At 69.8% G+C, this 15876-nt stretch carries 15 protein-coding genes; 13 read left to right on the top strand and 2 right to left on the bottom strand.

Features of this window, described 5'->3' with window-relative positions:
* Positions 1-3: 3 nt before the first annotated feature.
* The 11 genes from GI374_RS11385 (at position 4) to GI374_RS11335 (ending at position 10388) form a co-directional block, all read left to right on the top strand.
* The gene (locus GI374_RS11385) at positions 4-615 is read left to right on the top strand and encodes a LuxR family transcriptional regulator (RefSeq protein WP_154337190.1); all 612 of its coding nucleotides are present in this window, start codon (positions 4-6) and stop codon (positions 613-615) included.
* 66 nt (positions 616-681) lie between these two features.
* Complete coding sequence (locus GI374_RS11380; RefSeq protein WP_154337189.1) at positions 682-1272, top strand: acyl-homoserine-lactone synthase; 591 nt, start codon at positions 682-684, stop codon at positions 1270-1272.
* Positions 1273-1317: 45 nt separating this feature from the next.
* The gene (locus tag GI374_RS11375) at positions 1318-2631 is read left to right on the top strand and encodes a replication-associated recombination protein A (protein WP_154337188.1); all 1314 of its coding nucleotides are present in this window, start codon (positions 1318-1320) and stop codon (positions 2629-2631) included.
* 163 nt (positions 2632-2794) lie between these two features.
* Positions 2795-3166 (top strand): fluoride efflux transporter CrcB, encoded by a 372-nt coding sequence (gene crcB, locus GI374_RS11370; RefSeq protein WP_154337187.1) that lies wholly within the window; start codon positions 2795-2797, stop codon positions 3164-3166.
* Positions 3163-4206 carry an RluA family pseudouridine synthase gene (locus GI374_RS11365; protein WP_154337186.1) on the top strand — a complete coding sequence of 348 codons (1044 nt, stop codon included), beginning with the start codon at positions 3163-3165 and terminating at the stop codon, positions 4204-4206. The genes crcB and GI374_RS11365 overlap by 4 nt, the downstream gene beginning before the upstream one ends.
* The gene (locus GI374_RS11360) at positions 4203-4859 is read left to right on the top strand and encodes an HAD-IA family hydrolase (RefSeq protein ID WP_154337185.1); all 657 of its coding nucleotides are present in this window, start codon (positions 4203-4205) and stop codon (positions 4857-4859) included. The genes GI374_RS11365 and GI374_RS11360 overlap by 4 nt, the downstream gene beginning before the upstream one ends.
* On the top strand, positions 4856-5587 hold the full coding sequence (locus tag GI374_RS11355; RefSeq protein WP_154337184.1) for an ATP12 family chaperone protein: 732 nt from the start codon (positions 4856-4858) through the stop codon (positions 5585-5587). Before GI374_RS11360 ends, GI374_RS11355 begins: the two co-directional genes overlap by 4 nt.
* Positions 5588-5723: 136 nt before the next feature.
* Entirely contained in the window at positions 5724-6740 is a 1017-nt protein-coding gene (locus tag GI374_RS11350) for an amino acid ABC transporter substrate-binding protein (RefSeq protein ID WP_154337183.1), read from the top strand.
* 113 nt (positions 6741-6853) lie between these two features.
* A complete protein-coding gene (locus GI374_RS11345) occupies positions 6854-8110 on the top strand; it encodes an amino acid ABC transporter permease (protein ID WP_229583116.1) in 1257 nt (418 codons plus the stop codon).
* A 3-nt stretch (positions 8111-8113) separates the two neighbouring features.
* A complete protein-coding gene (locus GI374_RS11340) occupies positions 8114-9571 on the top strand; it encodes an amino acid ABC transporter permease (protein ID WP_154337182.1) in 1458 nt (485 codons plus the stop codon).
* 73 nt (positions 9572-9644) lie between these two features.
* A complete protein-coding gene (locus GI374_RS11335) occupies positions 9645-10388 on the top strand; it encodes an amino acid ABC transporter ATP-binding protein (RefSeq protein WP_195759907.1) in 744 nt (247 codons plus the stop codon).
* On the opposite strand, the gene GI374_RS11330 is transcribed toward GI374_RS11335, so the two are convergent.
* Positions 10366-11265: a DMT family transporter gene (locus tag GI374_RS11330; RefSeq protein ID WP_154337181.1), complete on the bottom strand. Its 900-nt coding sequence runs from the start codon at positions 11263-11265 to the stop codon at positions 10366-10368. The genes GI374_RS11335 and GI374_RS11330 overlap by 23 nt on opposite strands.
* A gap of 149 nt (positions 11266-11414) precedes the next feature.
* Between GI374_RS11330 and GI374_RS11325 the strand changes: the two genes are divergently transcribed.
* Both GI374_RS11325 and ptsP read left to right on the top strand, forming a co-directional pair.
* The gene (locus GI374_RS11325; protein ID WP_154337180.1) at positions 11415-12671 is read left to right on the top strand and encodes an aspartate kinase; all 1257 of its coding nucleotides are present in this window, start codon (positions 11415-11417) and stop codon (positions 12669-12671) included.
* Positions 12672-12729: 58 nt separating this feature from the next.
* A complete protein-coding gene (gene ptsP, locus GI374_RS11320; protein ID WP_154337179.1) occupies positions 12730-15015 on the top strand; it encodes a phosphoenolpyruvate--protein phosphotransferase in 2286 nt (761 codons plus the stop codon).
* On the opposite strand, the gene GI374_RS11315 is transcribed toward ptsP, so the two are convergent.
* Positions 14955-15851 carry a zinc ABC transporter substrate-binding protein gene (locus tag GI374_RS11315; RefSeq protein ID WP_154337178.1) on the bottom strand — a complete coding sequence of 299 codons (897 nt, stop codon included), beginning with the start codon at positions 15849-15851 and terminating at the stop codon, positions 14955-14957. The two genes, ptsP and GI374_RS11315, sit on opposite strands and share 61 nt — an antisense overlap.
* Positions 15852-15876 lie beyond the last annotated feature (25 nt).

The following is a 15876-nucleotide window of genomic DNA, read 5'->3' as shown; positions in this document are numbered from 1 at the left end:
GAAATGTCAGCGCGTCACCAGATACAGGCAGCCCTCCCGAAGCTGCAGAAGCTCTCGCCCTCGGGGTATTATATCGCATTCCATATCCGCTTCGCCGCACCTCTGATGCAGTTCCAGACATACTCGCCCCGGTGGAGCGACCGCTACGCGCGCCACGCCTATGCCCTGCGCGATCCCGTCATCGCCTGGGGCTTCTCGACCACCGGCGCCTGCCGGTGGAGCGAACTTCCCGTCCCCGACCCCTTCGGCATCCTCAAGGACGCGGCCGACCACGGCCTGACCTACGGGTTGACGGTCTCCTGTGGTGTGATCACATCACGGACGATCGCCAACTTCGCGCATGACACGCGCGAGTTCACAGACGCCGAGATCACGACTATCTCGGACACGATCCGCAGGCTTCACGATCAGCTGAAGCCCCCGGAGAGCCTGACGAAGGCTCAGCAGGAGGCCCTGAGATGCATCGCCGAAGGGGACCGCTACGCAGCGGCGGCTGCCAAACTTGGGATTTCCGAAAGCGCTTTCAAGGCAAGGCTCATCTCGGCGCGCGAACGCCTCGATGCGCGCACTACTGCCGAGGCGCTGCAGAGAGCCAAGGACTACCGTCTGCTGTAGGGGTTCATTCATCAACTTCGGCGTATGCACTTGGGGAAACTGATTTTCAGCCCAGGAGCACAAGCAATGCAGACGACCACCCTTTCTTTCTCGAACCTCCACCAGCACGGCGAGCTGTTCGCCAACCTGCTGCGCGCCCGCAAGCAGAGCTTCATCGTCCAGAACCGCTGGCCGCTGCCGGAGGACGAGGGCATGGAGTTCGACCAGTACGACACGCCGCAGAGCCGCTGGGTCGCCATCCACGACCGCGGCGACATCCTGGCGGGCATCCGCCTGACGCCGACCACGGCCAAATGCGGCATCTACAGCTACATGATCCGCGACGCGCAGATCGGCCTCCTGAAGGACACGATCCCGCAGGATCTGCTCTACGAGGAGGCCCCGGTGGAGGCGCATGTGTGGGAAAGCTCGCGCGTGTTCGTCAACCACTCGGTCCCGATGGCGATTCGCCGCAAGGTCCACGGCATGCTGATCGGCGAGATGACGCGCTCGGCCCGCGAACTGGGCGCGACGCGGCTCATCGGCATCATCTCGGCCACCTGGCCGCGCTGGGCCAAGCGCTGCAATCTCGACATCACGGGCATCGGACGCCCGCTGGAGTTCGAGGACAGCGTGTCGCAATGCGTGTCGATCAACCTCGCCCAGAAGCTGCACTGATGCCACTTCCGGCGGCAGGGCGGGCGGCGTAACCTGCCGCCCGCCATGCAAGACCTGTTCGACCGCCCCGAACCCGCCGCACCGCGCGCGGCCGCGCACCGGCCGCTCGCGGACCGGCTGCGGCCGCGCACGCTCAGCGAGGTGATCGGGCAGGGCAAGGTGCTCTCGCCCGAAGGCCCGCTCGGCTCGATGCTGGCCGCGGGCAGCCTTGGCTCGCTGATCCTCTGGGGGCCACCGGGGGTCGGCAAGACCACCATCGCGCGGCTGCTGGCGGACGAGACCGACCTCGCCTTCGTGCAGATCAGCGCGATCTTCTCCGGCGTGCCGGAACTGCGCCGCGTGTTCGAGGCCGCACGCCTGCGCCGCGATCAGGGGCAGGGGACGCTGCTCTTCGTTGACGAGATCCACCGTTTCAACAAAGCGCAGCAGGACAGCTTCCTGCCGCATATGGAGGACGGCACCATCCTCCTCGTCGGCGCCACGACCGAGAACCCCAGCTTCGAGCTGAACGCCGCGCTGCTGTCGCGCGCGCAGGTGATCGTGCTCGAGCGCCTCTCGCCCGCCGACCTCGAGCAACTGGCGCAACGGGCCGAGCGCGAGCTGGGCCGCAAGCTGCCGCTGACGCCGGAGGCGCGCGACCGGCTGCTGGAGATGGCGGACGGCGACGGGCGGGCGATCCTGAACCTGGTCGAGCAGGTGACGGCCTGGAAGCTCGACGCGCCGCTCGATCCGCAAGCGCTCGGCCAGCGGCTGATGCGGCGGGCGGCGAAATACGACAAGTCGGGGGACGAGCATTACAACCTGATCTCGGCGCTGCACAAATCGGTGCGCGGCAGCGACCCGGACGCGGCGCTCTACTGGCTGGCGCGGATGCTGGAGGGGGGCGAGGACCCGCGCTATCTGGCGCGCCGCATCACCCGCATGGCGGTCGAGGACATCGGCCTCGCCGACCCGCAGGCGCAGGCCATCTGCCTGCAGGCCTGGGAGACCTACGAGCGATTGGGGAGTCCCGAAGGCGAACTCGCGCTCGCGCAGGCGCTGATCTATCTCGCGCTCGCGCCGAAATCGAACGCGGGCTACGCGGCCTACAAGGCCGCGCGGGCCGAGGCCCGGCGCACCGGCAGCCTGATGCCGCCCGCCCATATCCTGAACGCGCCAACGAAGCTGATGAAGGAGCAGGGCTACGGCAAGGGCTATGCCTATGACCACGACGCCGAGGACGGGTTTTCGGGGCAGGACTATTTCCCCGAGGGGATGAAGCGGCCGGTGCTCTATCAGCCGGTGGAGCGGGGATTCGAGCGGGATCTGAAGAAGCGGCTGGACTGGTTCGTGCAGCAGCGGTTGAAGCGGCAGGGGTGAGGGGGCGCAGGAGATGGTGCGTGGGGACCACGCACCTACCAATCGCCGTAGGTGCGTTCTCCGAACGCACCATGCCCGTGAGGCCGGTGCGTGCCGCCCTCCGTTGCGCTACGCGCGAAGGGCCCCGGTTGACTCCCGCCCCGCACGCCGCGACATGAGCCGCATGAACATCTATCTTCAGGTCGCCCTCGGCGGCGCGGTCGGGGCCGTGCTGCGCCTCGCGACCACGCGCGGGCTGCCGTGGCATGGGCCGGGGCTGCCCGTCGGCACCTTCGTCGTCAACGTGCTGGGCTGCTTCGTCATGGGATTCCTCGCCGCCCTCTTCGCGCATCGCGGCGGGCACCATCTCGCACCGTTCCTGATGACCGGCATCCTCGGCGGCTACACCACCTTCTCGGCCTTCTCGCTCGACGCGCTGACGTTATGGCAGCAGGGGCAGGGCGGCCTCGCGCTCGCCTATGTCGCTGGGTCCGTGGCGCTGTCGCTGCTGGCCGTGGTCGCGGGCCTCTCCGCAGGCCGGGCGGTGTTCGCATGAGCGGCGTCCAGACTCTTACCGTGTCGGAGGACGAGGGCGAGCAGCGACTCGACCGCTGGCTCAGGCGGCGCTACCCGCAGCTGAATCAGATCGCCATCGAGAAGCTCTGCCGCACGGGGCAGCTGCGGGTGGACGGCGGCCGGGTGAAACCGGCGACCCGCGTCCTGCCCGGGCAGCAGGTCCGCGTGCCGCCGCTGCCGGACGCGCCGGCCCTCGCCCCTCGCCGGGCCGAGGCGTCCGACGCGGATGCCGCCATGATCCAGGCCGCGGTGCTGTGGAAGGACCAGCACATCATCGCGCTGAACAAGCCGCCGGGACTGCCGTCGCAGGGCGGATCGGGGCAGGGCGACAGGCATGTGGATGGCCTCACGCCCGCCCTGATGTTCGGCTACAAGGAGCGTCCGAAGCTGGTCCACCGGCTCGACAAGGACACCTCGGGCGTGCTGCTTCTGGCGCGCACCGACCGCATCGCCCGCGCCCTCTCGGCCGCCTTTGCGGCGCGCAGCACGCGCAAGATCTACTGGGCCGCCGTGGCGGGCGTGCCCAGCCCCAAGATGGGCACGATCCGCTTCGGCCTCGTCAAGGCGCCCGGCCACGGCCGCAGCGGCGAGGGCGAGCGGATGATCTGCGTCCACCCCGCGAAGATCGCTGAGACGGAGGGCGCGAAGCGCGCCACGACCGACTACGCGGTGCTGGACGCGCTCGGCACCCGCGCCTCGTGGTGTGCGCTCGTGCCCGTGACCGGCCGCACGCACCAGCTGCGCGCGCATATGGCCGAGCTTGGCCATCCGGTCATCGGCGACGGCAAGTATGGCGGCTCGGGGCAGGAGAACCTCGGCGACGGCTGGGGCGCGCAGCTCGGCGGCGAGATCAGCCGCAAGCTGCACCTGCACGCCCGCTCGATCGCCTTCGACCACCCGATCACCGGCGCGCGCGTCACGATCACCGCGCCCATGCCGCAGCACATGGCCCGCACCTGGGCCAATCTCGGCTGGCACGAGCGCGACGTGCCGGCCGATCCCTTCGAGGAAGACGCATGAGACTCGTCGTGTTCGACGTCGACGGCACGCTGATCGACAGCCAGCACCACATCCATGCCGCCATGAGCGCCGCCTTCGCCGAGGCCGGGCTGGAGCCGCCGACGCTTTCGCAGGTCCATGCCATCGTCGGCCTGACGCTGCCCATCGCCGTCGCCGCGATCCGGCCCGACCTGCCCCACGCGACCGTCGACCGCATCGTGGGCGCCTACAAGGCGAGCTTCCTCGAGCGGCGGCTGCAGGAGGACGCGCCGCTGTTTCCGGGCGTGGTCGACTGCCTGACCACGCTCGCGGCCTGCGACGACCTCGTGCTCGGCATCGCAACCGGCAAGGGCCGCCGCGGGCTCGACGCGATGCTGGACCTGCATGGCCTCTCGCGGTTCTTCATGACCACGCAATGTGCCGACGGCCACCCCTCGAAGCCGCATCCGGCGATGCTCGAGGCGGCTTGCGCGGCGGTGGGCATCCCGCCCGCGCGGGCCATCATGGTCGGCGACACGACCTTCGACATCGAGATGGCGGTCTCGGCCGGGGTGCTGCCAGTGGGCGTCCAATGGGGCTACCACCCGGTCGAATCGCTGACCGCCGCGGGCGCGGGCTGGATCGCCCCCGATTATCCGGCGCTGACCCGCTGGGTCGGCGACTGGGCGGCATGAGCGGCGAGTGGAAGGCGCGGCGGTTCTGGACCGCGGCCGATCCGCGCCAGGCCGAAGGCGGCTGGGAGGTTGCGCTGGACGACCGCGTTCTGCGGACGCCCGGCAAACTGCCCCTGCTGTTGCCGACGCCCGAACTCGCCCGCGCCGTGGCCGAGGAATGGCAGGCGCAGGGCGACCTCATCGCGCCCCTGACCATGCCGCTGACCCGCGCCGTCAACTCGGCGGTGGAGCGGGTGACGCCGCAGCGCGAGGCCGTGGCGGCGATGCTCTGCGAATATGGCGGCACCGACCTGCTCTGCTACCGGGCCGAGGCGCCGCTGAGCCTGACGCAACGTCAGGCGGCCGCCTGGGACCCGCTGCTCGACTGGGCCGCGGGACGCTATGGCGCGCGGCTGCGGGTCACGGCGGGGATCCTTCCGGTTGCACAGGACGCGGCCGCGCTCGCCGCCCTCGCGCAGCGGGTAAGCGGGCTCGATCCGTTCCGCCTGACCGCGCTGCACGATCTGGTGACGCTGCCCGGCTCCCTCATCCTCGGCCTCGCGGTGCTGGAGGGGCGGTTGGACCCGGACGCTGCCCATGCGATCGGGCGCACCGACGAACTCTTCCAGGCCGAGCAATGGGGCACCGATGACGAGGCCGAGGCGGCGGCGGCGGGCCGTCTCGCCGCCATGCGCTCGGCCGGCCGGTTGCTTCAACTGCTCGGCAACGAGGTCAACCACGGCGGTTGACGGACGGAAATCCTTCGGCAACTGTTCGCGCATGCGGCCGTGGAACTCACGGCCCTGCCAACGGGCCGTCGCGAGGGCCCGCAACATGCGGCGCCTCCGGGGAGGGGTGTCCGCGACCACAGGGAAGAGGTTTTTCATGAAGAGATCCGTTCTCCTCGCCACGCTTGGCGGGGCCGTTCTCGCCGGAGGAATGGCGTCGGCCGCCACCCTCGACGAGGTCAAGGCGCGCGACGTCCTGAACTGCGGCGTCAACACCGGCCTGGCCGGCTTCGCCGCGCCGGATGCCAACGGCAACTGGCAGGGCTTCGACGTCGCGGTCTGCAAGGCGCTGGCGGCGGCGGTCCTGGGCGATGCGACCAAGGTCAAGTATGTGCCGACCACCGGCCAGACGCGTTTCACGGCGCTCTCCTCGGGCGAGGTCGACGTGCTGGCGCGGAACTCGACCTGGTCGTTCCAGCGCGACACCGACCTCAAGCTCGATTTCGTGGCCACCAACTATTACGACGGCCAGGGCTTCATGGTGCCGCGCGCGCTCGGCGTGACCTCGGCGACCGAGCTCGACGGCGCGACGGTCTGCATCCAGACCGGGACCACGACCGAGCTGAACCTCGCGGACTGGTTCCGCGCCAACAACATCACCTATCAGCCGGTCAACATCGACAGCAACGCCGAGGGCGAGCAGCAGTATCTCGCCGGTGCCTGCGACGCCTACACGACCGACGCCTCGGGCCTCGCCGCCACCCGCGCGGCCTTCGCCAACCCCGACGACCACATCATCCTGCCAGAGATCATCTCCAAGGAGCCGCTGGCGATCGCGGTGCGCCACGGCGACAACGAGTGGGGCGACATCGTCCGCTGGACCTTCTTCGCGCTCGTCGCGGCAGAGGATTACGGCATCACCTCCGCCAATCTCGAGGAGCAGGCAGCGAACTCGCAAAACCCCGAGGTGCAGCGTCTGCTCGGCAAGACCGACGACCTTGGCGCCATGATCGGCCTCGACGCGGACTGGGCCAAGCGCGCCATCGCCGCCTCGGGCAACTACGGCGAGATCTTCAACGCCACGATCGGCGAGGCGACCCCGATCAAGCTGAACCGCGGCCTGAACGCGCAGTGGACCCAGGGCGGGCTGATGTACGCCCCGCCGTTCCGCTGAGGGCGGGTGACGGCTGACAAGACCCAGGCCGCGCGGCGACGATGCCGCGCGGCCCAGGCTTCCGGCGAGAACCGGCCCGCATAGAGGCCGCCGCCGGGCACAGGGAGACGCGCATGGCAGACACTGCGGCCCCGGCGGACCCGCCGTTCCGGCTGAGCATGCTGATCTACGACCGCCGCTATCGCGGCTGGACGATCCAGATCGTCGTGTTCCTGGTCGTGATGACCGCGGCCGCATGGCTCATCAACAACACGCTCGAAAACCTGGCCGCGCTCGGCAAGGACTTCAGCTTCCGCTTCCTCGGGCAGCGCGCCGGCTACGACATTCCGCAGCGGCTGATCCCCTACACCGCCGACAGCACCCATCTGCGGGCGACGGTGGTGGGGCTGCTGAACACGCTGCTGGTGTCGATCCTCGGCTGCATCGCGGCCACCGTCCTGGGCGTCGTGGCCGGGGTGCTGAGGCTCTCGAACAACTGGATCGTCGCGCGGCTGCTGACAATCTATGTGGAGATCTTCCGCAACATCCCGCTGCTGCTGTGGATCCTCGTGATCTACGCGATCTTCACCGAGGCCCTGCCGCCGCCGAACGCCTTCCGGGGCGAGGACCCGGCGGCCTCCATGGTCCTTTTCGACAGCATCGCGCTGACGAACCGCTACACGGCCATCCCCTCGCTGCACGCGACGAGTGACCCCGGCAGCCTGTCGCTCGGCTGGGGCGTGTTGATCAGCTGGGCGGCGGTGGCCTTCGTCCTCGCCTTCGTGGCGGCGGTGATCGCCCATCGCGCGATCCGCCGCTGGGCCAAGGCGCGGCAGGAGGAGACCGGCGCCCGCCCGACCACCTGGCCGATCAGCCTCGGGCTCTATGTGGTGCCCGCCGTGGTGCTGTGGTTCTGGTTCGGCATCACGGTCGAGCGGCCGGTGCTGGCCGGGTTCAACTTCGCCGGCGGCAGCAACGTGCACAACGCCCTCGTGGCGTTGTGGCTGGCGCTGACCCTCTATACCGGCGCCTTCATTGCCGAGATCGTGCGCGCGGGCATCCTCGCCGTCAGCAAGGGCCAGACCGAGGCCGCCTATGCGCTCGGCCTGCGGCCCGGCCGGACCATGAGCCTCGTGGTGCTGCCGCAGGCGCTGCGCGTGATCGTGCCGCCGTTGATCTCGCAATGGCTGAACCTGACCAAGAACAGCAGCCTCGCCATCGCCACCGGCTACATGGACCTGCGCGCCACGCTGGGCGGGACCACGCTGAACCAGACCGGGCGCGAGCTCGAGGCGATGGTGCTGATGATGCTGATCTACCTTGTCCTCAGCCTCATCATCTCGGGCGGGATGAACATCTACAACGCCCGCATCCGGCTGAGGGAGCGCTGAGCGATGAGCGAGATCCACGCCGAGACCGTCGGCTACACGCGCAACACCATGCTGCCACCGCAGCCGCCGCCGCAGCGGCAGAGCGGCGCCATCCTGTGGCTGCGCGAGAACCTGCTCTCGGGGCCGTTGAACATCCTGCTCACCATCCTCGGCATCGCGGTGGTCTGGTACCTGGTCAGCGGCGTCTGGCCGTGGCTGGCCAATTCCGTCTGGCGCGCGGACGGGCTGCAGGAGTGCCGGGCGATCATCACCGCGCGCGCGGGCGAAGGCACGACCGGGGCGTGCTGGGCGGTGATCCGCGAACGCTGGTGGCAGTTCACCTTCGGCTTCTATCCGCGCGCCCTCTACTGGCGCCCGGTCGCAGCCTTCGGGCTGCTCTTCGTGGCGATCGCGCCGATCCTCTTTGCTGACGAGCGGCGCATCCGCCGTGTGGTGCTCGGCGTTGCGGCGGTGCTGACGCTGCTGGCGATGTGGGCGGTGAACGCGCCCGATGGCTGGCTGGTCGCGGTGGCCGCGGTGATGGTCGGCGGGCTGGTCCTGTCCGAGCGCCGTCCCTCGGCGCTGCTGGCCTTCAGCGGCTTCTATCCGGTGCTGGCCTACTGGCTGCTCTGGGGCGGCTCGCTCTGGCAGCCGTTGATGGTGCTGGCGGGGTTCTTCGTCGGCTGGGGCATCTACCGGCTCGTCGGCCGCGGCGCGCCGATCCTGCGGATGGTCGCGGCGGTCCTCGCCGTCGTGGCCTGGTGGCTCTGGCTCGGGCCGCTTGTCGCCCAGACCCTCGCGGCCGCGCTGCCGCTGGCCATCGCCGCCGTCACCTCGGACACCTTCGGCGGCTTCCTTCTGTCGATCACCATCGGCGTCACCGCGATCTCGATGTCGCTGCCGCTGGGCATCATCCTCGCCCTCGCACGGCGGTCGGACCTGCCGCTGGTGAAGATGCTGGCGGTCACCTTCATCGAGTTCATCCGCGGCGTGCCGCTGATTGCGCTGCTGTTCGTGGCCTCGCTGCTGCTGAACTACTTCCTGCCGCCGGGGACCAGTTTCGACATCATCCTGCGGGTCATCATCATGGTGACGCTGTTCGCCGCGGCCTACATGGCCGAGGTGATCCGCGGCGGCCTCGCGGCGCTGCCGCGCGGGCAGTACGAGGCGGCCGACGCCCTCGGGCTCGACTACTGGAAGGCGCAGCGGCTCATCATTCTGCCGCAGGCGCTGAAGGTCTCGATCCCCGGCATCGTCGGCACCTTCATCGGCATCTTCAAGGACACCACCCTCGTCACCTTCGTCGGGCTCTACGATCCGCTGAAATCCACCGCCGATTCCGTCCGCGCCTCGATCGCATGGAAGGGCACCTACTGGGAGCCCTACATCTTCACCGGCGCGATCTTCTTCATCCTGTGCTTCGCCATGTCCCGATACTCGATGTATCTCGAGACGCGGCTGAAGCGCGGCGACAGCCATTGAGGGCCAGATGACCGACACGCAGATGACCTGGGCCGCCGCGACCGAGGCCCGTGGCCCGGCCTCGATCCAGCGGATGTCGACCGAGGTCGCCATCAGCATCGAGAAGATGAACAAGTGGTATGGCAACTTCCACGCGCTGCGCGACATCGACCTGACGGTGCACCGGGGCGAGCGGATCGTGATCTGCGGGCCCTCCGGGTCGGGCAAGTCGACGATGATCCGCTGCATCAACCGGCTGGAGGAGCATCAGACCGGCCGGGTGATCGTTGACGGAACGGAGCTGACAACGGACCTCAAGAACATCGACAAGGTCCGCTCCGAGGTCGGGATGGTGTTCCAGCACTTCAACCTCTTCCCCCATCTGACGGTGCTCGAGAACTGCACCCTGGCGCCGATCTGGGTCCGCAAGGTGCCGCGCCGTCAGGCCGCGGGGGCGGCGATGCGCTATCTCGAGAAGGTCAAGATCCCCGAGCAGGCGGCGAAGTATCCCGGCCAGCTCTCGGGCGGCCAGCAGCAGCGCGTGGCGATCGCCCGCGCGCTCTGCATGGAGCCGAAGATCATGCTCTTCGACGAGCCGACGAGCGCGCTCGACCCCGAGATGATCAAGGAGGTGCTCGACACCATGATCGGCCTCGCCGAGGAGGGGATGACGATGCTGGTGGTGACGCACGAGATGGGCTTCGCGCAGGCGGTGGCCGACCGCGTGATCTTCATGGACCAGGGCCAGATCGTCGAGCAGAACAGCCCGCGCGAGTTCTTCGCCAACCCCAAGAGCGAGCGGACGAAGCTGTTTCTCAGCCAGATCCTGGGACACTGAGCCGCGGTGGCGCGCGCGGGGCGGTGAAGACCGCCACGTTCCCGGCGACCACGAGGGCGAAGCCGAGGACGGTGCTCCAGTCCCAGGCATAGCCCTCCACCAGCCACGAGAGCGTCAGGGCGACGACCGGTGCCGCGACGGTCGTGTAGGCGGCACGGGCCGGGCCGACCGCCACGGCGAGGTTGAGATAGGCCGCGAAGCCCGCGACGGAGCTGAACAGCGCCAGATAGACGAGCGCGCCGAGGAAGCTCGGCGTGGCCGGGACCGGGAAGCCCGCGCCGCTGATCATCACGAGGGCCGCGAGAAGCGCCGCGCCGAAGCCCATGCCCCAGCCCGTGCTCCACATCACCGGCAGCCCCGCCTCGGAGTTGCGCCGAGCGATCATGTTGCCCAGCGAGAAGAGCAGCGTGCCGCCCAGCCCACAAAGCACGCCCACCCCCGCGCCCGGGCCCATGCCGGAGGCGAGGCCCGGGCCGAACAGCAGGGCCAGCCCCGCGACGCCGATCAGGGTCGCGAGCACCATCCGCGCGGTGATCCGGTCGCCGTAGAAGATCCGGCCGTTCACGGCGTTGAAGAGCGCGGCCGTGGCGAAGATGACCGAGAGCAGCCCCGAGGGCAGACCGCGCGAGGCGTAGTAGAAGAGCACGAAGTTGGTCGAGAACATGCAGGCGCCGAGCCCCGCCAGCCAGGGCAGGTCGCGCGCCCGCGGCAGCGGAAGCCGTCCGAGCGCGGCGAGACCGGCCAGCGTCGCCGCGCCGGCCACCATGATCCGCCAGAACACCGCCGTGACCGGCGCCGCGTCGATCTGCAACTTCATCCCGATCCAGCTCGTGCCCCAGGTGAGCACGGTGAGCAGAAAGAGCAGGGGGACAGGCATCGTCCGGGCCTCCGGCCGCGCCGCCGCAGCGCAGACCCGGGCGCAGGACTGCCCGAGCGGGCGGGCGCGCGCAAGCAGCCGGGTCTTGCGCTCCCCCGCCCCCGACCCTAAACCCCGCGCGTTCCCGCGAGCCTCGGAGGTCCCGGTCCATGCCGCTTCTGGTGATGAAATTCGGCGGCAGCTCGGTCGCCGATCTCGATCGCATCGCCAATGTCGCCGCCAAGGTGAAGGCCGAGGTCGAGCGCGGCTACGACGTCATCGTGATCGTCAGCGCCATGTCGGGCAAGACCAACGAGCTGGTCGGCTGGGTCGAAGGCACCTCGCGCCTCTACGACGCGCGGGAATACGACGCGGTCGTGGCGTCGGGCGAGAACGTGACGGCGGGGCTGACGGCGCTGCGGCTGCAGGAGATGGGCGTGCCGGCGCGCAGCTGGCAGGGCTGGCAGGTGCCGATCAACACCACGGCGCAGCATGGGGCTGCGCGGTTCGTCTCGATCCCGCGGGACAACATCGACCAGAAATTCGCCGAAGGCATGCGCGTCGCCGTCGTCGCGGGCTTCCAGGGCATCGCCCCCGACGGGCGCATCACCACGCTGGGCCGCGGCGGCTCGGACACCACCGCCGTCGCCTTCGCCGCCGCCTTCGAGGCCGATCGCTGCGACATCTACACCGACGTGGACGGCATCTACACCACCGACCCGCGGATCGTCCGCAGGGCGCGCAAGCTCGACCGGATCGCCTTCGAGGAAATGCTGGAGCTGGCCTCTCTGGGGGCGAAGGTGCTGCAAACCCGCTCGATCGAGCTGGCGATGCGCTACAATGTCCGCCTGCGAGTGCTGTCGTCCTTCGAGGACACCGACGGGACCTCGGGAACCCTGGTCTGCGCTGAGGAGGAAATCATGGAATCCAAGGTCGTCTCCGGTATCGCCGGCTCGCGCGACGAGGCCAAGATCACGCTGGTCACGGTCGAGGACCGGCCCGGCGTGTCGGCCGCGATCTTCGAGCCGTTGGCCGAGGCCGGCGTGAACGTGGACATGATCGTCCAGAACATCTCCGAGCGTGACTACGAGGAGCATCCCGGCGCCGTTACCGACATGACCTTCTCGGTTCCGGTCAACCAGGTCGCGCGGGCTCGCAAGGCGGTGGAGGACGCGCGCGCCGCGGGCAAGATCGCCTATGACGAGCTGGTCGTGGACGAGGAGGTCGCCAAGGTCTCTGTCGTGGGCATCGGCATGCGCAGCCAGGCGGGTGTCGCCGGGCGCATGTTCCGCGCGCTGGCCGACGAGAACATCAACATCAAGGTCATCTCAACCTCGGAGATCAAGATTTCGGTTCTGATCGACCGCAGGTATATGGAACTGGCGGTCCAGGCGCTCCACGATGCCTTCGAGCTGGAGCGGGCCTGAGCCGGGGGGCCGCGCGCCCGACCAGAGGGCGTCCTGCGCGCCGCCGGAAGGGGGAACGATGCCCGATCGGAAGGAGAGCGAGTCGCGCAAGCTGCTGAAGCGGCTGCGCGAGACGCTGGCCGCGCCGGGCGGCGGGCAGGCGCGGCTCGACAGCATCACGCGCCAGATCGCCGATTCGATGGGCACGCAGGTGTGCTCGATCTACCTGTTCCGCGATCCCGATACGCTCGAGCTCTGCGCCTCGGAGGGGCTGCGGCCGGAGGCCGTCCACAAGACCCGCCTGCGTCTTGGCGAGGGGCTGGTCGGCCGCGTCGCCCGCCTCGGGCAGCCGCTGAACACCGCTGACGCGCCGGCGCAGCGCGGCTTTCGCTACATGCCCGAGACGGGGGAGGAGATTTACTCGTCCTTCCTCGGCGTCCCGATCCAGCGGGTGGGAGAGCGGGTCGGCGTCCTCGTGGTCCAGTCCCGCGACAAGCGCCTCTTCAGCGAGGACGAGGTCTACGGCCTCGAGGTCGTGGCCATGGTGCTGGCCGAGATGGCCGAGCTTGGTGCCTTCCTCGGCACGGCCGAGGATTCCCTGCCGCTGGCGCACCGCTTCCCGCAGGTGTTCCGGGGCCGGCCCGGGCAGGAGGGCGCGGCCGAGGGGCATGTCTGGCTGCACGAGCCGCGGGTGGTGATCTCCAACCCCTTCGGCGACGACCCGCGGAAGGAGCGCGCGCGCCTCAACGATGCGGTGGACAAACTGCGCCAGCAGATCGACGCGCTGCTCGACGGCAGCGACTTCGGCGACGGCGACCATGCCGAGGTGCTGGAAGCCTTCCGCATGTTCACCCGCTCGAAAAGCTGGCTCCGGCGGATGGAGGAGGACATCGACCTTGGCCTCTCGGCCGAGGCGGCGGTCGAGAAGGAGCAGTCCTCGGCCCGCGCCCGGCTGGAGAGCGTGGCCGACCCCTATCTGCGCGACCGGCTGCACGACCTCGACGACCTCTCGAACCGGCTGCTGCGGATCCTGACCGGGCAGGGGCGCGACACCGGGGCCGCGATGCCGCCCGACCCGATCCTCGTGGCGCGCAACATCGGCCCGGCCGACCTGCTCGATTATGGCCGCAGCCTGCGCGGCGTGGTGCTGGAGGAGGGCTCGGTCGGCAGCCATGCGGTGATCGTCGCCCGCGCGCTCGCGATTCCGCTGGTGGTGCAGGCGCATCGCATCACGTCGGAGGCGCTGAACGGCGACACGATCCTCGTGGACGGCGATTCCGGCATGGTCCACCTGCGCCCGGAGGAACACGTCGCCGCCGCGTTCGGCGAGAAGCTCGCCATGCAAGAGGCCGCGACCCTGCGCTATGCGGGCCTGCGCGCCCTGCCCGCGGTCTCCACCTGCGGGCAGCGGGTCGAGCTCTACATGAATGCCGGGCTGATGGCGGACCTGCCCTCGCTGGAAGGGTCGGGGGCCGAGGGCGTGGGCCTCTTCCGCACGGAGTTGCAGTTTCTCACCCGCACCCGCGTGCCGCGCCGGGCCGAACTGGCCGAGATGTATCGCCGCGTGATGGACAACGCCCAGGGGCGGCCGGTGGTGTTCCGCACCCTCGACATCGGCTCGGACAAGGTGCTGCCCTACATGAAGCGCATCGACGAGCCGAACCCGGCGATGGGCTGGCGCGCGATCCGGGTCGGGCTCGACCGCAAGGGCATCCTTGGGATGCAGCTGCAGGCGCTGATCCGCGCGGCGGCGGGGCGGCCGTTGCACGTGATGTTCCCCTTCATCGCCGACCCGGCCGAGTTCGATCAGGCGCACCGGATGCTGATGGAGTATGTCGCGCGCGAGCAGGCGATGGGCCATGCGCTGCCGACCGACATCCGCGTCGGCGCCATGATCGAGACGCCCTCGATGGCCTTCGCGCCGGCCTCGTTCTTTCGCATGTGCGATTTCGTGTCGATCGGCGGCAACGACCTCAAGCAGTTCTTCTACGCCGCCGACCGCGAGAACGAGCAGGTGCGGCGGCGCTACGACACGATGAACACGGCCTTCCTGGACCTCATCGCTACCATCGCCGCGCGGGCGGGGGAGGCCGGGGTGCCGCTCAGCTTCTGCGGCGAGGATGCGGGCCGCCCGGTCGAAGCACTGGCCTTCGCCGCCCTCGGGATCACGCGGTTGAGCATGCGCCCGGCCTCCATCGGCCTCATCAAGAGCATGATCCGCGCCGCCGATCTCGACGCGGTTCGGGCCACGATGGAGGCGGCGCGAGCAAGCGGCCTGACGAACATGCGCGCGCCCGTCGCGGCCTATCTGGCGTCGGTGCAGGCGGTGAGCCCATCGGCCAGCGAGGCGATCAGCGCCGGATAGAAGCCTGGCCCGGCCTCGATCCCGACGCCGAGCGGGTCCAGAACGGCGGTTCGGGCTTCGGTGCCCTCGAAGACGGTGGCGAGCAGGTCGGGGTTGAACTGCGGCTCGCTCAGCGCGCAGCCGATGTCCAGCGCCGCCACCCGCTCCTGCAGCGCGGCGACGCGGGCCGGGCCGGGCGGCGCGGCGTCGCTGAGGGAGATCGCGCCTGCCGCCTCGAGGCCGAAGCGGGCCTCGAAATACTGGAAGGCGTCGTGGACGACGATGAACCGGAACGGGCCGAGGCTGGCGATGGTCTCGGCCGCCTTCGCTGCCGCGGCGTCGATCTCGGCCGCGCCGGCGTCGGCATTGGCGCTGTAGGCGGCGGCATTGGCCGGGTCGAGCCGCGACAGCCCGGCGGCGATGGCGGCGAGCCAGAGCTTGCCGTTCTCGGGGTCGAGCCAGGCGTGCGGGTCGGTGCCGCCATGGTCGTGGTCGCGGTCATGCTCCCCGCCCGGATCGGTTCGGTTCGGCAGCGTCACCGTCCCCTCCACCGCCAGCAGCGGCAGATGCGCGGCGTCGGGGGCCAGCGTCTCGATCGGCCGCGTGAGCCAGGGCGTCAGCTCCGGTCCGACGAACACCACCGCATCCGCCGCCTCAAGCGCCGCCGCCTCCGAGGGGCGCAGCGCGTAGCCATGCGGCGACGCGCCGGGGCGGACCAGCAGCGACGGCTCGCCCAGGCCTTCCATCACGCGCGCGACGAGGCCCTGAACGGGCGGAATATCCGCGACCACGCGCGGCGCGGCGATGGCAGGCACCGGAGAGAGGAGCAGCAGGGCGGCGACGAGGAGGCGTGACATGGGCGGACCTGCGATGTAATATCAT

The sequence above is a fragment of the Paracoccus sp. S-4012 genome (assembly GCF_009674885.1).
GTDB lineage: Bacteria > Pseudomonadota > Alphaproteobacteria > Rhodobacterales > Rhodobacteraceae > Paracoccus.
Note: the sequence above shows the minus strand (reverse complement) of the source record. Positions and strands in the feature narration are given on the sequence as shown.

Excerpts from the sequence above, each read along its gene's own strand:
- GI374_RS11385 (WP_154337190.1), top strand. The coding sequence starts at position 4 with ATGTCAGCGCGTCACCAGATACAGGCAGCCCTCCCGAAGCTGCAGAAG.
- GI374_RS11380 (WP_154337189.1), top strand. The coding sequence starts at position 682 with ATGCAGACGACCACCCTTTCTTTCTCGAACCTCCACCAGCACGGCGAG.
- GI374_RS11375 (WP_154337188.1), top strand. The coding sequence starts at position 1,318 with ATGCAAGACCTGTTCGACCGCCCCGAACCCGCCGCACCGCGCGCGGCC.
- crcB (WP_154337187.1), top strand. The coding sequence starts at position 2,795 with ATGAACATCTATCTTCAGGTCGCCCTCGGCGGCGCGGTCGGGGCCGTG.
- GI374_RS11365 (WP_154337186.1), top strand. The coding sequence starts at position 3,163 with ATGAGCGGCGTCCAGACTCTTACCGTGTCGGAGGACGAGGGCGAGCAG.
- GI374_RS11360 (WP_154337185.1), top strand. The coding sequence starts at position 4,203 with ATGAGACTCGTCGTGTTCGACGTCGACGGCACGCTGATCGACAGCCAG.
- GI374_RS11355 (WP_154337184.1), top strand. The coding sequence starts at position 4,856 with ATGAGCGGCGAGTGGAAGGCGCGGCGGTTCTGGACCGCGGCCGATCCG.
- GI374_RS11350 (WP_154337183.1), top strand. The coding sequence starts at position 5,724 with ATGAAGAGATCCGTTCTCCTCGCCACGCTTGGCGGGGCCGTTCTCGCC.
- GI374_RS11345 (WP_229583116.1), top strand. The coding sequence starts at position 6,854 with ATGGCAGACACTGCGGCCCCGGCGGACCCGCCGTTCCGGCTGAGCATG.
- GI374_RS11340 (WP_154337182.1), top strand. The coding sequence starts at position 8,114 with ATGAGCGAGATCCACGCCGAGACCGTCGGCTACACGCGCAACACCATG.
- GI374_RS11335 (WP_195759907.1), top strand. The coding sequence starts at position 9,645 with ATGTCGACCGAGGTCGCCATCAGCATCGAGAAGATGAACAAGTGGTAT.
- GI374_RS11330 (WP_154337181.1), bottom strand. The coding sequence starts at position 11,265 with ATGCCTGTCCCCCTGCTCTTTCTGCTCACCGTGCTCACCTGGGGCACG.
- GI374_RS11325 (WP_154337180.1), top strand. The coding sequence starts at position 11,415 with ATGCCGCTTCTGGTGATGAAATTCGGCGGCAGCTCGGTCGCCGATCTC.
- ptsP (WP_154337179.1), top strand. The coding sequence starts at position 12,730 with ATGCCCGATCGGAAGGAGAGCGAGTCGCGCAAGCTGCTGAAGCGGCTG.
- GI374_RS11315 (WP_154337178.1), bottom strand. The coding sequence starts at position 15,851 with ATGTCACGCCTCCTCGTCGCCGCCCTGCTGCTCCTCTCTCCGGTGCCT.